The sequence below is a fragment of the Streptomyces sp. NPDC093600 genome (assembly GCF_044764755.1).
GTDB lineage: Bacteria > Actinomycetota > Actinomycetes > Streptomycetales > Streptomycetaceae > Streptomyces.
The window spans coordinates 104,237-119,400 of record NZ_JBIWIU010000002.1; the positions used below are offsets into that span (position 1 = coordinate 104,237).

Here is a 15,164-nt window from a genome sequence, read left to right on the forward strand (position 1 = left end):
GGGGGCCTCCTCGTGCACCGGTCCTTGCCCGGACGGTTCCTTCGAAGATGTCTCATCGCGGGAGGCGGCGTGATTCTCGCCGCCTCCCTGCTCGCGCCGCCGACGCCGGCCGTCGTGTCCGGCCGACTGGACGCGCAGCCGGCCGCCGCGGCGGCGACGCCCACGGTCTCGCCCATGACGCAGACCGGCCCCCGCAACATCATCAAGCGACTGCAGGACACCTACGTCAGCAGCACCAGCGGCGCGGACCACTCCCAGGGGCACATCCTGCGCGTCGGCACCCCCGACAACGGAGCGACGAAGTACCGCGGTTTCCTGAGCTTCGACGTCTCCAAGCTCCGGGGCGCGCCGATCAAGCGCGCTAGCCTGCGCCTCTACAACTCGTACGTGTCCGACTGCGCCGCGAAGGCGTGGATGGGCGTGTATCCCGTGACGTCCGCGTGGAACCAGTCCACCCTCACCTGGGCGAACCAGCCCGCGGTCGGGGCCGGCAAGGCCACCTGGTTCGGTCTCGGCCACGCGGACTGCCCCGACGTCCCCAACAGGACGAACCCCGCCGCGTCCAACGGCATCCAGCGCGTCGATGTCACCGACTGGGTCCACGGCTGGGCGAACGGCACCCTGGCCAACCACGGCATCCGCCTGAGCGCCGTCGAGGACAAGAGCACGGGTTACAAGGAGTTCTGCTCCATGAACCCGGTCGGCGGTGACTACGCCTGCCACGCCGCGTACAACGCGCCCACACTCGAAGTCGAGTTCAACGAGGGCTCCACCCCGGTCATCACCGGCAACGACCACGGCCCGGCGTACCCGAACAACTACCCCACCGCGCACCCGGCGCTCGAGTTCTACGACTCGACCAAGCCGTCCGTGTGGCCGAGCTCCGGGCCGTACCAGCGCTGGATCCCCGACGCGTACCACTCGGTCTTCGACACGACGCTGAAGGGCGACAGCTGGGAGGGCGGCACCTCGCACAAGCTGCGTCCCGGTGGCCCGTACGGCACCGAGACCGTCCTGGTCACCGGTGACGGCGCCAGCGGCTTCCTCGGGGTGATCCCGTACCCCTCGCTCGCGGGCTACCACTGGGCCATCAATGTGGGCAACACCACGAAGGACCTGCACGGCGTCGAGATGCTGCCCGACGGCACCGTCGTCGCCGCGTTCGCCGACAGGGTCTTCGGCGGCGAGGGGATCCACGGCGGGCTGGCGGTCTACTCCAAGGCGCAGGGGAGGCCGGGCGCCTGGAGCTCCACTCCCGTCCAGGAGACCTCACTCCTCGGCGCGCACGAGGTCGTCTTCGACCCGAGCACCAACTCGCTGTGGGCGATCGGCACCGAGTTGCTCGTCAGGTACGACTACGTCGACGGGCACCTCAGGTGGGGGACGTCCTACCCTCTCCCGAAGCAGGCGGGAAGCAAGCCGGCGTACGGGCACGACCTCAGCCCGGTCTACGGCAACACCGACCGCTTCTGGATCGGCGGCAACGGTGGCATCACCCAGTTCTCGAAGAGCGGCGCGGCCCTCTGCCACACGGGCACCAACCCGGGCCGCTGGCCCGAGTCCGGGCTTGTCACCGAGAAGAACCGCTGGTGCACGGACTATGCCAAGGAGCGCTTGGTCAACAACCGTGGCTTGGTGAAGAGCATCGGCAACGACCCGTCGTCGGGGGCCGTCCTCTCCACCTGCGCGCAGGACACCGCCGGGTGCCCCGAGGCGCAGACGACCTACCCCGTGTGGACCACGGCGTATCTGCGGTTCGTCGACCCCGGCGCCCCGGACACGAGCGCCGAGACGATCAGCGTCGCCTCCACCACGTCGGACCGGCACTACAAGGCCACGTGGGCCGTCCCCGCCTACCAGTAGCCGCGGGAGTGACGAAAGGGCCCGGCCCGACCCCTCGTGGGGTCGGGCCGGGCCCTTCACATGTGTGCCGCCGGCGTCAGGCGACCGGTGCCGGAACCGCTTCGGGCTCCGGCTCGCTCTCACGGTTCGGCGTGTTCCGGGTCTTCGGGTCCGTCTGCTTGCCGAAGCGGGGCTTCGCGCCCAGCAGCGGCAGGAGCAGGATGCCGATGAAGATCGGGCCGATCATGTAGCGCCATAGCGGCGCCGGGTTGGCCGCGAGCACCGTCAGCTGGAGGCCCAGCGAGATCGACAGCAGCGCGAACGTTCCGGGCAGCTTCGTACGGCGCCGGAACAGCAGCACGATCGCGTACGTGGCGTAGCACCAGATCGCCCCGCGGAAGAGCAGCCACTGCAGCTGCGGGACCTTGCTCGCCCGCCACGAGAAGTCGGCGACCTTGTGGAGCGGCTCCGACAGCGGGCGGATCTTCAGGATCGGGCGGTACTCGCTGTTCTTGATCTCCTCGTTCCACTTGAGGTAGCTGAACAGCGTCTTCGACGTCTGCGGGTCACTCAGCAGCGTGTTCGCCCGCAGCTCCTTGGGGCCGGGGAAGACCGCCCACGCGATGTGCGCCCGGCACACCCGCGCGCCGATGACCAGGTCCGGCGTCCGCTTCATGACGCGCTGCCACAGGGCCATCAGCTCGTCGTTGCGCTTCGCCGCCAGCGGCCGGTCCATCGGCGGCGACTCCATCGCCCAGTCGGCGTTGTAGCAGTTGCCGGCCCGGCCGCCCCAGTGGGACAGCGGCGCGATGTCCGACATCAGCGCCTTGTCCTCCTTGGTGAAGAAGCCGGGGCGCTGCTTGTACGCGACCGCGATGTCCGCGTAGAAGAACGCGTACACGGCGTCCTTCGGCGGGGACTTCACACCGGCCGCCGGGTAGATCACGGTGGTGAGCGTGAGCATGATCATCACCGGGACCGCCGTCGCGGCCACCACCCACCGGCGCATCTTCGGCAGCGCGAGCAGCAGGATCGGCGCGGCGACCACGGCGACGAGCAGGCCGTTGTTCCGGAACACGGCCAGGGCAAGGAAGCCCAGGAAGAGCAGCGCGACGTCGCGGTAGAACACGCGGTCCCGCTCGGCCTGCTCGCCGCGGGCGCGGCGCGCCGCGAGGCGGCCCGCCGCACCGAAGGCGAGGATCGCGCCGATGACGAACGGCACGTCCTTCCACACGAAGATCACGAAGACGGCCGTCGGCGGAGCCAGCGCGGGCACCACCGCGGCTATGGCCGCCCACCTCTGGCGCACCCCGAACTCCCGCAGGGTGCCGGCGCAGTAGGCGAGCGTCGCCGATATGGCGATCGTCTGGGCCAGCGTCAGGACCGCCAGATCACCCGTGACGTTGAGCGACAGCCACACCAGGCCGTCGTAGGCCACGGAGTGGTTCGACATCCAGTTGTCGGTGGTGACGTGCCAGACGTAGGTGATCGAGTCGTAGCTCAGGGCGCCGGGGTAGAACGCGGCCCACCACAGCAGGAACAGCGCCTGGGTCGTCGCGTAGACGGCGAGGGGCAGTCGGCGCTGTTGCGGGACCCTCTCCCATTGCTTGCTGAGGTAGGGGATGCGCGGGAGTTTCAACTCGGCTCCGCAGGGCTGATCGAGGGCGGACGGATGGACCAGTCGAACAGGTTAATCGGTCTAGACGGTCTCGCGGTCCCGGGGCTGCGGCGGCGCGGGCTGCTCCTGGCCCGGGCGCGGCGGCACCGGACGCTCGCCCAGGGGCAGCATCGGCGGGACTCCGTCCTGGCCGAGGAACACCTTGCGCACGACCCGCTCGGCCGCTCGTCCGTCGTCGAACTCGCAGAACTTCTTGCGGAACTCGGCGCGGGCCTTGTCGGACTCCTCGCTGTCCCAGCGGCCGGAGGTGAAGGCCTCGGTGAGCTCCTCCTCGGTCCGCAGCGTCAGACCGGGGGACTCGACCGTGATGTCGAAGTAGCTGCCGCGGGTGGTGCGGTACACCTCCCAGTCGTTTGCGTAGATCACGATCGGCCGGTCGAGGTTGGCGTAGTCGAACATCACCGAGGAGTAGTCGGTCAGCAGGCAGTCGGACGCGAGGTACAGCTCCTCGACGGACGGGTACGCGCTGACGTCCACCAGCCGGGCACTGCCGCTGGTCCCCCCGGCGAGCAGGCTCTGCTGGGAGTAGAAGTAGTGCGCCCGGACCAGGACGGTCCACTCCTCGCCCAGGGCCCCGGCGAACCGGTCCAGGTCCAGCATCTGCTGGGGGCCGTCGTGGTAGTCGCGGTGCGTCGGCGTGTAGAGGACCGCCTTGGCGCCCTCGGCGAGGCCGACCTTCTTGCGGGCCGCGGCCACGTCCTCGGCGGTGGCGTTCACCAGGATGTCGTTGCGCGGGTAGCCGTAGCCGAGCGGCTCGTAGTACGAGGGGTACGCGCGGTCCCAGATGGCGGTGGAGAAGCTGTTGGACGTCAGGCTGTAGTCCCAGCGGTCCACGCGGTCCATCAGACGCTGCAGGTTCATGCCGCGACGGCCGACCGGGTACTCCGCCAGGTCGACGCCCATCCGCTTGAGCGGGGTGCCGTGGTGCGTCTGGAGGTGGACCTGACCGGGGCGCTTGACCACGGAGGGCGCGAAGTTGACGTTGTTGACGAAGTACTTGCCGCGGGCCATCGCCTTCCAGAAGCCGAGCGAGCCCGGGTGGACGGTGACGGTGCCCTTCGGCGGGAGGGCGTCGGAGCCGTCCTTGATGACCCACACGGCACGCATGCCCGGGACGAGCTCACGCATCTTCTCGTCGATGGCCGCCGGGTTGCAGGCGTAGCGGGCACCCCAGTACGCGGAGAAGACCGCGACGTCCTTCTGGATCGGCAGCATCCGCTGGGCGCGGTAGTAGGCGGAGAGCACCCGCTTGCGGAGCTTCCGCTTCAGCCGCGCGCCCAGGGACTTCTGCTTGCGCAGCGCGTGGACGGTCTTGCGGGCCTTCGCCCGGTGCTTGGCCGGGATCAGCGCGCCCTTGGGCTTGATCTCGGCCAGCCCCTCCGGGCGGTGGGTGCGGTCCGCGACCTGCCAGCGCTCGCGGAACTCGGCGCGGGCGTCGTCCGGGAGACGGCCGGGGGAGGACTCGACCGCCCGGAAGTGGTTGATCATCCGCTCGTACATCGTCGCCCGCCACTCGTCGAACCGGGGGTTCTGGGCGAGGAACTCGAAGACGAGGTCGTACTGGTCGAACACGTCGAAGTGCTTGCGGCTGGTGGAGTGCAGGATGCTGCCCTGGCGCCGCTGGCGGTAGTAGACGCAGACCCGGTCGAGGACGGAGATCGACTCCGCCGCGATCATCACCGGGTAGGTCCAGGGGGTGTCCTCGTAGTAACCGCTCGGGTACTGGAAGCCCCACTGCTCGATGAACTCACGGCGGTACGCCTTGTTCCAGGCCACCTGGAGCAGCATCAGCAGCTCCGGCTGCTCCTTCAGGGTGAAGGAGCCGTGCTTCGCGGCCTCGGCCAGCACGTGGGCCAGGCTGTTGGGCGCGACGCGGCCGTCCCAGTGGGTGCGGGAGTAGTCGAAGACGACCAGGTCCGGGTCGCCGGTCTCCTCGATGCGCTGGGCGATGGCGGCCAGCGAACCGGGCAGCATCGTGTCGTCGCTGTCGAGGAAGAGCAGGTACGTGCCCTTCGCCTGGGCCATGCCGGCGTTGCGGGCCTTGCCGAGACCGACGTTCTTCTCCAGGTGCATCGCGACCACGCGGGAGTCCGCCCGCGCGTACTCGTCGATGATCTCCCCGCACCCGTCCGGAGAGCAGTCGTTGACGACGATCAGCTCGTAGTCCCGGAACGACTGCTCCAACACCGAGTCCAGGCAGTCCCGGAGGAACGCCTCGACCTTGAAGGTGGGCACGATGATGCTGAACCGCGGCGTCGCGGAGCTGAAGGAAGAATGCGTCTGTGTCATCTCAATACCGTGGAATCTGACGTGGGAGACAGGGCGTTGACAACCTGATCAGCGCTGACTCGAGGACAGGGCATAGCCGAGGAGGGTGCGTATCGTGTCGGTCCGGCGCTGCCGCAGCGCTCCGGGCAGCAGGGTCAGCGCGTGGAGTCGCATGGACAGGTGCCGACGCGCGGCCCGTGCGGCCTTCGGCCAGCCGTGCCGGTCGAGCTCCACGGCCACCTCGTTGAAGAACCGCACGGCCTCGCCGAAGCGGGCGCCGGTCACGGCCTCGGCCGAGGAGAGGCTGCCGGAGTGGCGCCGGTAGCGGAACGCCGTCACCGGCTCCACCACCAGCTTCTCCCCGCGCCGGATCAACTCGATGATCAGAGCCAGGTCCTGGATGACCGAGAGGTCCTCGCGGAAGCTGATCTCCTTGACGGCGTCGGCACGCCAGGCGATCGAGGGAAAGTACAGCCAGTTGCCGCCGAGCAGGTTCGCGGCCAGCGGCTCGCCGGACAGGACCAGCCGGCGGCTCTTGTCCTTCGGCGCGTACAGCCGCTTCTTGACCTCGTCGCCCAGCGTGGTGGATGGGTTGCCGTGCTCGTCGATGACCTCGACGCCCGGCTGGTAGATCGCCGCGTCGGGGACCGCCTCGATCGCGGCGCGGATCGTCGCCACATAGTCGGGCAGCAGCAGGTCGTCGCTGCCGAGCATGGTGAAGTGGGTGGACTCCACCAGCTCCACGCACTTGCGGAAGTTCTTGGTGATGCCGAGGTTCCGCTCGTTGCGCATGTAGCGCACCCGGCTGTCGCCGAGGGAGGCGAACCACTCGGGTACGCCCTCCTCGCGGCCGTCGTCGACGACGGTCAGCCGCCAGTCCTTGTCGGTCTGGTCGAGCACGCTGCGTACGGCGGCCTGGAGCAGACCGGTGTCGCCGTAGTGCGGCAGCATGATGTCGAGCGTGTCCACCGCGGTCACTTGCCCTTCCGCGCCGGGCCGAGGGCGGACCGTCGGCTCAGGGCGAGCAGCAGGATCATGCCGATGCGGCCGAGGTAGAGCGTGGCCTTCCAGGGCGACTGGCTGGGCGTACCGGTCGCGCGGGGCCGCATGGCCACCGGGACCTGCTCGATGCGGTAGCCCGCCCGGACGACGGCGATGGTGCTCTCCACGGTGTCGCCGAGGTACTCGACGGGGTACCAGTGCGCGAACACGTCGATCAGGTCGCGGTTGCAGGCACGGAAGCCGGAGGTCACGTCGGTGAGCTTGGACTTGGCCATGCGCGAGAGCCAGAAGGCGAGGACGAGCATGGCCCACTTGCGCGGGCCGCGGGTCTCGTAGTCGCCGGTGCCGGCGAAGCGCGCGCCGATGACCAGGTCCGAGTGGCCCAGGCGGGCGAGGAGTTCGGGAACGTTGCGCGGGTCGTGCTGCCCGTCCGCGTCGACCTGGATGGCGACGTCGTAGCCGCGGTCGTGGGCGTAGCGGTAACCGGCCCGCATCGCGCCGCCGACCCCGAGGTTGTACGGGAGGGTCATCACGGTCGCGCCGGCGGCCTTGGCCACCCGGGACGTGCCGTCGGCGGAGCCGTCGTCGACGACGAGGACGTCGACGCCCGGCAGCGTGGTGTGGACCTCCTTGATGACGTCGGCGACGCCGTCGGCCTCGTTCCACGCGGGCATGATGATCAGTACGCGCTTGCCGTCGATCACTTGCCGCCCCCTTGTTCGGCCGAGTCGGCCATCTCACCGGCCGGTTCCCGCTCGGCGGCCGATGCCTGCGCCCGCAGTTCCTGTACGTCTATCCGCAGCAGGGCGACCTCCTCCGACAGCGTCCGGCCCTCCTCCTCGAGGTGGCCGACCTCCCAGCTCAGCTGGAGGCAGACGATGAAGAGGAACGCCACACTGAGGAACAGAATGAGGCTGACGCCCGAGGCGACCCCCACCGCACGCGCGACCGAGTCGAGCAGGGAGGGGAAGAACCCGAGCGGGATGATCACCAGACCGGTGACCACCCAGAGGAACGCGTACTTCTCCTTGAGCTTGCGCCGACGCAGGAGCTCGACGATGCACGCGACCAGAATGACTCCGGTGACCGAAGTCAGCATCCACAACTTCATGCCGGACTCCGGTGTATCGGACGACTCATGGAAAGGGCCTGTCTACTCTTCCGGGCTGAGCGGCTGGGAGAAATGAGCCGCTTGAATTGCAGTCCACTGTCCGCCGCGATGGTTACGGAGAGTGAGGGAATGGTGATCATTCCTATGAGTGCACCGAACGGTAGCCTACACGAGAGCGAAGGGCGAGAATCATGCTGGTGACGACCGCGAGCGACCCCACGGCGTAAGCGATCTCGACCCTGGTACGCAGTTCGAGCGGACTGAGAGTAACCGCCACCAGCACGACCGTACCCACGATCCACGCCAGCAACTGCTGCCGCGCGCCACCGCTCGTGAGCAGTGCCTGCCCCAGCACCATGGCCAGCATGTACAGCGTCGTCCCGAGCGAGAGCCATGCGAAATCGACCGGTCCGAGCACGTCCGGGGCACCGAAGAAGACGGGCAGCAGGAGCGGTCCCACCGCCACCGCGCAGAGCCCCCCGGCCACCCCCAGGCCACCCGTTACCGACGCCGCCCGCAGGAGCAGCCGTCGGTAACCCTGCGTGTCGCCCTCGGCCGCGGCCGAGGAGAGGCCGGCGAGCAGCGACACCTGGAACGCCCCGAAGACGAACAACGGGACACGGGCGAGCACCAGCGCCGCCAGCAGCGCGGTGACCAGCTCGTTGTCGTCCGTCGCGATCAGCTTCGTACTGATCACCGCGATGTTGACCAGGAGTTGGGCGAGCAGCGTCGAACCCACAAGCAGGCCCAGGTGCTCTATCAGCTCGCGCCAGTGCGCCGCCGAGCCCTGGTGGGCCCCCCGGAACACCGGCCGCAGCGTGACGAGCACCGCGATCAGCGGAGCCACCGTCAGCACCGCCGCGAACGCGAAGGAGGAGCGGACACCCGCCAGCGCGAGCGCCAGCGACATCACGATCCGCAGGCCGCCGTCGAGCCCGAGCTGCAGCCCGTACGCCTGGAACCGGCCCAGACCCGCGAGCACGCCGCGGGTCACATGCGCCAGGGCCAGCGCCGCGAAGGCGCCGCCCATCGCGACCACCAGACCGACATCACCGTGGAAGAAGAGATCCGCCAGCTGTCGCCCGAACAGCGCCATCGGCAGCAGCACCGCCGCGAGCAGCCCGAACGACAGCGCCGCACCGCGGCGCAGCACCGGCAGCGCCCCGTCACCGGCCACGACCCGCGAGGCCACGACCCGGGTGATCTCCTGCTCGACCGGGAAGAAGAGGCCCAGACCGATGGAGAACACCACGGTCCACAGGACGGAGAAGCTCGCCATGTCGTCGACGGCGAGCGTGTGGCCCGCCGCGGCGAGATGGACGTAGCTGGCAACGCCGAGGACCGCGGTTCCGGCGCCGACGAACGCCGTGCCCTGGGGCAGTGCGGTGGTGATGCGATCGAGCAAGCTCACGCGTTCGGCCGCCCGCCGGAGGACATGACGCGCAGCGCCTCGGTGAGCTGGTCGCGCCAGTGCGGCTGCTCGGCGATGCCCGCCTCGGCCCACCGCTCGTGCGCCAGAACGCTGTACGAGGGGCGGCGCGCCGGACGGACGAACTTCTCCGACGTGGTCGGCCGCACCCGCTCCGGGTCGAGGCCGGACAGCTCGAAGGCGGCCCGCGCCAGGTCGAACCAGGTCGCCGTGGACGTCGCCGTGCCGTGGTAGACGCCGGCCGGGGCCCTGCCCGCCACCGCCGCCTCACCGAGATCGCGCAGCTGACGGGCGAGCGCGCCGGTCCAGGTCGGCTGGCCGCGCTGGTCGTCGACGACGTCGACGGTCTCGCGCTGCTCGGCGAGCTTCAGCATCGTCGAGACGAAGTTGCGGCCGTGCGCGCCGTACAGCCACGCCGTACGCACCACATAGCCGCGCTCGGGCAGCAGCTCGGTCACCGCCCGCTCGCCGGCCAGCTTGCTGCGGCCGTAGGCGTTCACCGGCGCGGTCGGGGCGTCGTGCGGGTACGGCCGGTCGGCGTCGCCCGGGAAGACGTAGTCCGTGGAGACCTGCAGCAGGACCGCGCCGTGCTCGGCGCAGGCCCCGGCCAGGACGCGCACGCCCTCGCCGTTGATCCGGGTCGCCGCGGCCTCGTCGGCCTCCGCGCCGTCGACATCGGTCCACGCGGCCGCGTTGACCACGACCTCATGACCGGCGACCGCCGCGCGGACCGCCTCCGGGTCGGTGATGTCCAGGTCCTGGCGGGTCAGCGCCGTGACGGACGCCCCGCTCTCCCGCAGGACCTCGGTCAGGTCGCGGCCGAGCATGCCGGCCGCACCCGTGATCAGCCAGCGCGTCATGCGGACAGCGCCGCCTTCGCCTTGAGCGGCTCCCACCAGTCGCGGTTGTCGCGGTACCAGGCGACCGTGTCGGCCAGGCCCTGCTCGAAGGAGACGAGCGGGGTGTAGCCGAGCTCCTCCTGGATCTTGGCGATCGACAGGGAGTAGCGAAGGTCGTGGCCCTTGCGGTCGGCGACGTGCTCGACCATGTCCCACCCGGCGCCGCAGGCGTCGAGCAGCATGCCGGTGAGCTCCTTGTTGGTCACCTCGGTGCCGCCGCCGATGTGGTAGACCTCACCGGCCCGGCCGCCGCGCAGCACCATCTCGATGCCGCGGCAGTGGTCCGAGACGTGCAGCCAGTCACGGATGTTCAGGCCCTCGCCGTACAGCGGCACCTTCTTCCCGTCCAGCAGGTTCGTGGTGAACAGCGGGATCATCTTCTCGGGGAAGTGGTACTGCCCGTAGTTGTTGGAGCAGCGCGTGACGACGACGTCCATGCCGTGCGTGCGGTGGTACGAGAGCGCCAGCAGGTCCGAGCCGGCCTTCGAGGCCGAGTACGGGGAGTTCGGGGCGAGGGGCCAGTCCTCGGTCCACGAGCCCTCGGCGATGGAGCCGTAGACCTCGTCCGTGGAGACGTGCACGAAGCGGCCGACGCCGTGGCGCTTCGCGGCGTCGAGGAGGACCTGGGTGCCCAGCACGTTCGTGGTCACGAACGGGGAGGCGTCCATGATCGAGCGGTCCACGTGGGACTCGGCGGCGAAGTGCACGACGGCGTCCTGGCCGCGCATCACGTCGTCGACCGTCGCGAAGTCGCGGATGTCGCCGTGGACGAAGGTGTAACCCGCCTTGTCGGCCACCGGCAGGAGGTTCGCCTCGTTGCCCGAATAGGTCAGGTTGTCCAGGACCGTGACGTGGGCGTCCTGGCCCGAGGGCAGTTCTCCCAGAAGGAGTGCCCGTACGAATTGAGAACCGATGAAGCCGGCGCCGCCGGTGACGAGAATCTTCATAAGGGGCGCCATTCTATGGTCTCCCCGTTGCCCGCCGTTCAGTGGCGGGTGTCACCCGTGCGGTGGCGGCGGGTACCCCGGGGCTGTCGTAGGGTGCAGGACCATGCGTGGAATTTTGCTTGCCGGTGGTACCGGCTCCCGGCTCTGGCCGATCACCCGTGCCGTGTCGAAGCAGCTGATGCCGGTCTTCGACAAGCCGATGATCTACTACCCGCTCTCGACCCTCGTGATGGCCGGGCTGCGGGACATCCTGGTCATCACCGGCCCGGAGGAGCGCCCCCAGTTCGAGCGGCTGCTCGGCGACGGCTCGGACTTCGGGCTGAACATCCAGTTCGCCACGCAGGAGCGCCCCGCGGGCATCGCCGAGGCGTTCGTCATCGGTGAGGAGTTCATCGGCGACGAGCCCGTCGCGCTGATCCTCGGCGACAACATCTTCCACGGCGTCGGCCTCGGCCGGCAGCTGGCCGACTTCCAGCGCCCGGACGGCGGTGTGGTCTTCGCCCACGCGGTCTCCGACCCGACGGCCTACGGCGTGGTCGACTTCGACGAGCAGGGCCGCGCCCGCTCCATCGAGGAGAAGCCGAAGAACCCCAAGTCCCGTTACGCCGTCCCCGGCCTCTACTTCTATGACAGCCGTGTCGTGGAGATCGCCAAGGGCCTCAAGCCGAGCGACCGGGGCGAGCTGGAGATCACCGACGTCAACAAGTACTACCTCGACCGCGGCGAGCTCCAGGTCTCCGTCCTGGACCGCGGCACCGTCTGGCTGGACACCGGGACCTTCCAGTCCCTCGTCCAGGCGTCCGAGTACGTGCGGGTCGTCGAGGAGCGCCAGGGCATGAAGATCGGCTGCCTCGAAGAGGCCGCCTGGCGGGCCGGATTCATCGACGACGACCAGCTGCGCGCCCTCGCGGAACCGCTGACCAAGAGCGGTTACGGCGACTATCTGCTGAATCTCCTCGCGTACGAGGCATAGCCGCTCCGTATTCGAGGCGTCACCGCACTGATATCGCACCGATATAAGGACTCCGCAATGAAGGTCAATCCCCTTGGTATCGAGGGTGCCTGGGAATTCGTCCCGCAGCAGCACGGGGACGCCCGTGGTCTCTTCCTCGAGTGGTACAAGGCGGACAGGCTCGCCGAGGCCGTCGGCCACCCGCTCGGTCTGAAGCAGGCCAACATGTCGGTCTCCGCGGCGGGCGTCCTGCGCGGCATCCACTTCGCCGACGTCCCGCCGGGGCAGGCCAAGTACGTGACCTGTGTGCGCGGTGCCGTGCTCGACGTGATCGTCGACGTCCGGGTCGGCTCGCCGACCTTCGGGCAGTGGGAGGCGGTGCGCCTCGACGAGAAGGAGCGCAACGCCGTCTACCTCTCCGAGGGGCTCGGCCACGGCTTCTGCGCGCTCACCGACGACGCGACCGTCGCCTACCTCTGCTCCGAGGGGTACGCCCCCGAGCGGGAGCGGACCGTGTACCCGCTCGACCCGGCGATCGGCATCGAGTGGCCGGTGACGGGCGAGCCCGAGCTGTCCGCCAAGGACGCCCAGGGGCCCACGCTGGCCGAGGCCCGCGAGGCCGGCATCCTGCCCGTCTACGAGGACTGCCTGGCGTTCCGCCGCTCGCTCGGCACCACCGCCGGCTGAGCCCGGTACCGCTGATCGATTACGTGTCCGCCGACGGCCCGGAGGTCCCCGCGAGGGACCGCCGGGCCGTCGGCGCACGGGTTAGGCTGCCCGGATGACGTGGCTCATCACCGGCGGTGCCGGTTACATCGGTTCCCATGTCGTCTCGGCCATGAAGGACGCCGGCGAGCGGGTCGTCGTCGTGGACGACCTCAGCGGCGGCGACGCCGCCCGGGTGCCCGACGGTGTCCCGCTGGAGCGGGGCACCGTCCTCGACCGCCCCTTCCTCGACCGCGTCCTGCGCGAGCACGGCGTCCGCGGCATCGTCCACCTCGCCGCGAAGAAGGCCGTCGGCGAGTCCGTCGAACGCCCCCTCTTCTACTACGAGCAGAACGTGACGGGTCTTCAGGTCCTGCTCGACGCCGCCGTCGACGCGGACGTCCGCCGCTTCGTCTTCTCCTCCTCGGCCTCCGTCTACGGCACGCCCGACGTCGAACTCGTCACCGAGGAGACGCCGTGCCTGCCGCTGAGCCCGTACGGCGAGACCAAGCTGGCCGGCGAATGGCTGGTCCGCGCGGCGGGCCGCGCCCACGGCATCGCCACCTCCTGCCTGCGCTACTTCAACGTCGCCGGCACGGCCGCGCCCGAACTCGCCGACACCGGCGTCCACAACCTGGTCCCGATGGTCTTCCAGCGGCTCGACACCGGTCTGCCGCCTCTGGTCTTCGGCGACGACTACGCGACGCCCGACGGCACCTGCGTCCGCGACTACATCCATGTCGCCGACATCGCCGACGCGCATCTGGCCGTCGCCCGCAGGCTCGACGAGCGCGCCGCGGCCGGCGAGTCCGGCGACCTCACCCTCAACGTCGGCCGCGGCGAAGGGGTTTCGGTACGGGAGATGATCGACCTCATCGGCGAGATCACCGGACTCGACGTCACCCCCGACATCGTCGAGCGCCGCCCCGGCGACCCGGCCAAGGTCGTCGCCTCCAGCGAGCGGATCTCCGCCGAGCTGGGCTGGAAGGCCCGCCACGACGTCCGTTCCATGATCGCCTCGGCCTGGCGGAGCCGCGTCCACCCAGCGGAATAGCCGGGCGGAGGCCGTCGCCGCTCGCGTAGATTGCCTGGCAGTCGCGGCAGGTGGGCGCGGCAGGCGTGCGGGGCCGGACGCGCCCGGCGCCGCGGGGAGAACCGAGTGAGGACGACGCAGGTGACAGTGGCCAGGCAGTACGTGACGGAAGCCCGCAGGATCGTCGTCAAGGTCGGGTCGTCCTCGCTGACCACCGCGTCCGGCGGGCTCGACGCCGACCGGGTCGACGCCCTCGTCGACGTCCTCGCCAAGGTCCGCAGCGGCGGCGAGAAGGAGATCGTGCTCGTCTCCTCCGGTGCCATCGCCGCCGGTCTCGCCCCGCTCGGCCTCACCCGCCGCCCGAAGGACCTCGCCCGCCAGCAGGCCGCCGCCAGCGTCGGCCAGGGCCTCCTCGTCGCCCGCTACACCGCCTCCTTCGCCCGCTACGGCGTCCGCGTCGGACAGGTGCTGCTCACCACCGACGACACCAGCCGCCGCGCCCACTACCGCAACGCCTACCGCACCCTCGACCAGCTGCTCGCCATGGGCGCCCTGCCGATCGTCAACGAGAACGACACCGTCGCCACGGACGAGATCCGCTTCGGCGACAACGACCGGCTCGCCGCCCTGGTCGCCCACCTCGTCCGGGCCGACCTGCTGGTGCTGCTCTCCGACGTCGACGGGCTCTACGACGGGGACCCGTCCAAGCCCGGCACGTCGAGGATCGCCGAGGTCACCGGGCCCGCCGACATCGCCCACGTCGAGATCGGCTCGGCCGGCAAGGCCGGGGTCGGCACCGGCGGCATGGTCACCAAGGTCGAGGCGGCCCGGATCGCGGCCGCCGCCGGCATCCCGGTCGTCCTCACCTCCGCCAGCCGCGCCGCCGACGCCCTGAGCGGCCGGGACACCGGCACGTACTTCCACCGCACCGGCCGCCGCTCGGCCGACCGGCTGCTCTGGCTCGCCCACGCCTCCACCCCGCAGGGCTCCCTGACCCTGGACGACGGAGCCGTACGGGCCGTCGTCGAGGGCAAGAAGTCGCTGCTTGCCGCCGGAATCGCCGCCGTCGAGGGCGAGTTCGTCGCCGGCGACCCGGTGGAGCTGAGGGACACCGAAGGCCGGCCGGTCGCCCGCGGGCTGGTCAACTTCGACGCCAAGGAGATCCCCCGGATGCTCGGCCGCTCCACCCCCGAACTCGCCAAGGAGCTCGGACCGGAGTACGAGCGGGAGGTCGTCCACCGCGACGACCTCGTGGTCGTCCGCCCCTGATTCCCAGGTGGTCCGCCCCTGATTCCGTG

The 15,164-nt window shown here is 70.0% G+C and carries 13 protein-coding genes; 5 read left to right on the forward strand and 8 right to left on the reverse strand.

The genetic code is table 11. The annotated features are described in order from the left end of the window. Positions 1-69: 69 nt before the first annotated feature. Positions 70-1,863, forward strand: a complete 1,794-nt coding sequence (locus tag ACIRB4_RS06095) for a DNRLRE domain-containing protein (protein ID WP_403288779.1) — start codon at positions 70-72, stop codon at positions 1,861-1,863. Positions 1,864-1,939: 76 nt separating this feature from the next. Here the strand turns inward: ACIRB4_RS06095 and ACIRB4_RS06100 are convergent, their stop codons facing one another. From ACIRB4_RS06100 to rfbB, 8 genes are all read right to left on the reverse strand, one after another. After that, positions 1,940-3,481, reverse strand: a complete 1,542-nt coding sequence (locus ACIRB4_RS06100) for a hypothetical protein (protein WP_403288781.1) — start codon at positions 3,479-3,481, stop codon at positions 1,940-1,942. A 60-nt stretch (positions 3,482-3,541) separates the two neighbouring features. Continuing rightward, on the reverse strand, positions 3,542-5,809 hold the full coding sequence (locus ACIRB4_RS06105) for a CDP-glycerol glycerophosphotransferase family protein (RefSeq protein ID WP_403288783.1): 2,268 nt from the start codon (positions 5,807-5,809) through the stop codon (positions 3,542-3,544). A gap of 48 nt (positions 5,810-5,857) precedes the next feature. After that, a complete protein-coding gene (locus ACIRB4_RS06110) occupies positions 5,858-6,766 on the reverse strand; it encodes a glycosyltransferase family 2 protein (protein WP_403288784.1) in 909 nt (302 codons plus the stop codon). Beyond that, a complete protein-coding gene (locus ACIRB4_RS06115) occupies positions 6,763-7,494 on the reverse strand; it encodes a glycosyltransferase family 2 protein (RefSeq protein ID WP_356890468.1) in 732 nt (243 codons plus the stop codon). The genes ACIRB4_RS06110 and ACIRB4_RS06115 overlap by 4 nt, the downstream gene beginning before the upstream one ends. Further along, on the reverse strand, positions 7,491-7,889 hold the full coding sequence (locus ACIRB4_RS06120) for a DUF2304 domain-containing protein (RefSeq protein WP_403288786.1): 399 nt from the start codon (positions 7,887-7,889) through the stop codon (positions 7,491-7,493). The genes ACIRB4_RS06115 and ACIRB4_RS06120 overlap by 4 nt, the downstream gene beginning before the upstream one ends. A 154-nt stretch (positions 7,890-8,043) precedes the next feature. Further along, positions 8,044-9,312, reverse strand: a complete 1,269-nt coding sequence (locus ACIRB4_RS06125) for a hypothetical protein (protein ID WP_403288788.1) — start codon at positions 9,310-9,312, stop codon at positions 8,044-8,046. Then, positions 9,309-10,190, reverse strand: coding sequence for a dTDP-4-dehydrorhamnose reductase (rfbD, locus tag ACIRB4_RS06130; RefSeq protein ID WP_403288790.1), 882 nt, complete (start codon positions 10,188-10,190; stop codon positions 9,309-9,311). The genes ACIRB4_RS06125 and rfbD overlap by 4 nt, the downstream gene beginning before the upstream one ends. Continuing rightward, complete coding sequence (rfbB, locus tag ACIRB4_RS06135; RefSeq protein ID WP_403288792.1) at positions 10,187-11,176, reverse strand: dTDP-glucose 4,6-dehydratase; 990 nt, start codon at positions 11,174-11,176, stop codon at positions 10,187-10,189. Before rfbB ends, rfbD begins: the two co-directional genes overlap by 4 nt. A 103-nt stretch (positions 11,177-11,279) precedes the next feature. Here rfbB and rfbA point away from each other — a divergent pair, with 103 nt between their 5' ends. The 4 genes from rfbA (at position 11,280) to proB (ending at position 15,135) form a co-directional block, all read left to right on the forward strand. Next, positions 11,280-12,149 (forward strand): glucose-1-phosphate thymidylyltransferase RfbA, encoded by an 870-nt coding sequence (gene rfbA, locus ACIRB4_RS06140; protein ID WP_403288793.1) that lies wholly within the window; start codon positions 11,280-11,282, stop codon positions 12,147-12,149. A gap of 57 nt (positions 12,150-12,206) precedes the next feature. After that, the gene (rfbC, locus tag ACIRB4_RS06145; protein ID WP_403288795.1) at positions 12,207-12,815 is read left to right on the forward strand and encodes a dTDP-4-dehydrorhamnose 3,5-epimerase; all 609 of its coding nucleotides are present in this window, start codon (positions 12,207-12,209) and stop codon (positions 12,813-12,815) included. 94 nt (positions 12,816-12,909) lie between these two features. Then, positions 12,910-13,887, forward strand: coding sequence for a UDP-glucose 4-epimerase GalE (gene galE / locus ACIRB4_RS06150; RefSeq protein WP_403288797.1), 978 nt, complete (start codon positions 12,910-12,912; stop codon positions 13,885-13,887). Between the two features lie 120 nt (positions 13,888-14,007). Further along, entirely contained in the window at positions 14,008-15,135 is a 1,128-nt protein-coding gene (proB, locus tag ACIRB4_RS06155) for a glutamate 5-kinase (protein ID WP_403289616.1), read from the forward strand. Positions 15,136-15,164: the final 29 nt, after the last annotated feature.

What these genes read in the sequence shown, in the direction of transcription:
- ACIRB4_RS06105 (WP_403288783.1), bottom strand. Translation starts at nt 5,809, where the DNA reads ATGACACAGACGCATTCTTCCTTCAGCTCCGCGACGCCGCGGTTCAGC.
- ACIRB4_RS06120 (WP_403288786.1), bottom strand. Translation starts at nt 7,889, where the DNA reads ATGCTGACTTCGGTCACCGGAGTCATTCTGGTCGCGTGCATCGTCGAG.
- rfbD (WP_403288790.1), bottom strand. Translation starts at nt 10,190, where the DNA reads ATGACGCGCTGGCTGATCACGGGTGCGGCCGGCATGCTCGGCCGCGAC.
- rfbB (WP_403288792.1), bottom strand. Translation starts at nt 11,176, where the DNA reads ATGAAGATTCTCGTCACCGGCGGCGCCGGCTTCATCGGTTCTCAATTC.
- rfbA (WP_403288793.1), top strand. Translation starts at nt 11,280, where the DNA reads ATGCGTGGAATTTTGCTTGCCGGTGGTACCGGCTCCCGGCTCTGGCCG.
- rfbC (WP_403288795.1), top strand. Translation starts at nt 12,207, where the DNA reads ATGAAGGTCAATCCCCTTGGTATCGAGGGTGCCTGGGAATTCGTCCCG.
- galE (WP_403288797.1), top strand. Translation starts at nt 12,910, where the DNA reads ATGACGTGGCTCATCACCGGCGGTGCCGGTTACATCGGTTCCCATGTC.